Here is an 847-nt window from a genome sequence, read left to right as displayed (position 1 = left end):
TACCCAGTTTCAATGTCATGCCGAGTTATGCTAGTCAGTAAGTCGGCATACTATGCTTGGCGCAAGCGGCCTGCGGTTATTATCAGTGCTCAAACACTGGATTTACATCGCAGAGCTAAAGCGCTTTTTAAGGAAAGTAGAGACAGTTTGGGTAGCCGTGAGCTAGGCAAAAAGCTGCGCAAAGAAGGCTTTGAAATAACACGATATCAAGTGGTTAAGTTGATGAAAAGGTTACGCTTAATTGTTAAACAGCGTATTGCTTACAAAGTAACCACTCAGCGCAAACACAGTGATGCTGTGGCTGATAACTTGTTAAACATGAATTTTAATCCGCCTGGGCCAAATAAGGTATGGGCCGGCGACATCACCTATTTGAGGTCTGGCGAAGGTTGGCAGTATTTAGCCGTTGTTATGGATTTATGTGGTCGGCGAATTATAGGCTGGCACTTGTCGAGTCGAATGACGACGGACTTAGTTGAGCAAGCATTTTTAAAAGCATACGGCCTACGCCAGCCTCCAAAAGGCTTGGTTTTTCATAGTGATAGAGGCTCGCAATATACGAGTAAATGCTTTAGAAAGCTACTCAAGGACTTAGACTGCCGCGCCAGCATGGGCGATGTCGGCGCATGTTGGGATAATGCCGTGGTTGAAAGATTTTTTGGTAGCTTAAAACATGATTGGTTGTTCAAAATAGAGCAACCAACACGGGAACACATGAAGCAAGATGTTGCTGCATATATTAAATATTACAATCTGGAGCGGTTGCATTCGTCGAATGGCGATCAATCACCGATTGAATTTGAAAATTCCTTTAGGAATGTGTCCGGTTGGGCTTGACCAGAACAAA

Annotated in this window: 1 protein-coding gene; it reads left to right on the top strand. The window is 44.0% G+C overall.

The annotated features are described in order from the left end of the window. The coding region (locus GPUN_RS05585; protein WP_051987294.1) for an IS3 family transposase at window positions 1–837 on the top strand (837 nt) is incomplete at its 5' end. Window positions 838–847: the final 10 nt, after the last annotated feature.

The sequence above is a fragment of the Glaciecola punicea ACAM 611 genome (assembly GCF_000252165.1).
Classification (GTDB): domain Bacteria; phylum Pseudomonadota; class Gammaproteobacteria; order Enterobacterales; family Alteromonadaceae; genus Glaciecola; species Glaciecola punicea.
This window is presented reverse-complemented; position numbering and strand designations above follow the sequence as displayed.